This window comes from Nocardioides sp. CPCC 206348 (assembly GCF_048654705.1).
Lineage (GTDB): Bacteria > Actinomycetota > Actinomycetes > Propionibacteriales > Nocardioidaceae > Nocardioides.
In genome coordinates, this window is record NZ_JBMCZA010000061.1 from 1 (window position 1) to 536 (window position 536).

The following is a 536-nucleotide window of genomic DNA, read 5'->3' on the forward strand; positions in this document are numbered from 1 at the left end:
AACCGTGGCCGGCTCGTCGTCGGTGTCTCGGCCGACACCTTCCAGCTGGGTTTCACCGACCCGCTGGACGGTGACCTCAAGGGCTTCGACATCGACTTCGCCAAGGCCGTAGCCGACGCGCTCGATGTGACGCTGCAGTTGCGCGTCGTCACGGCGCTTCAGCGGATCCCGTTGCTCGAGAGCGGCGACATCGACATGGTCGCGCGCAACATGACGGTCAACTGCACCCGGTGGACGCAGGTCGCCTTCTCGGCGGTCTACTACAACGCCACCCAGAAGGTGCTGGTCCGCTCCGACGACGTCGGTGCGTACGAGAAGAGCGGCGTCGCCTCGCTCAAGGGCAAGTCGGTGTGCGCCCCGGCCGGCTCGACCAGCATCGACAACATCACGGAGAAGGCCGACGTCAACGTGGTGGCGGCTGCGAACCACACGGGCTGCCTGATCAAGTTCCAGAACGGCGAAGTCGACGCGATCACGGGCGATGACACCGTGCTGGCGGGACTTGCCGCGCAGGACCCTTATGCCGTCGTCCCGAA

At 65.9% G+C, this 536-nt stretch carries 1 protein-coding gene; it reads left to right on the plus strand.

Annotation, left to right across the window (positions count from 1 at the left end; translation table 11 throughout):
• On the plus strand, positions 1–536 hold a 536-nt coding region (locus ACOADB_RS02145; protein WP_378596264.1), incomplete at both ends, for a transporter substrate-binding domain-containing protein.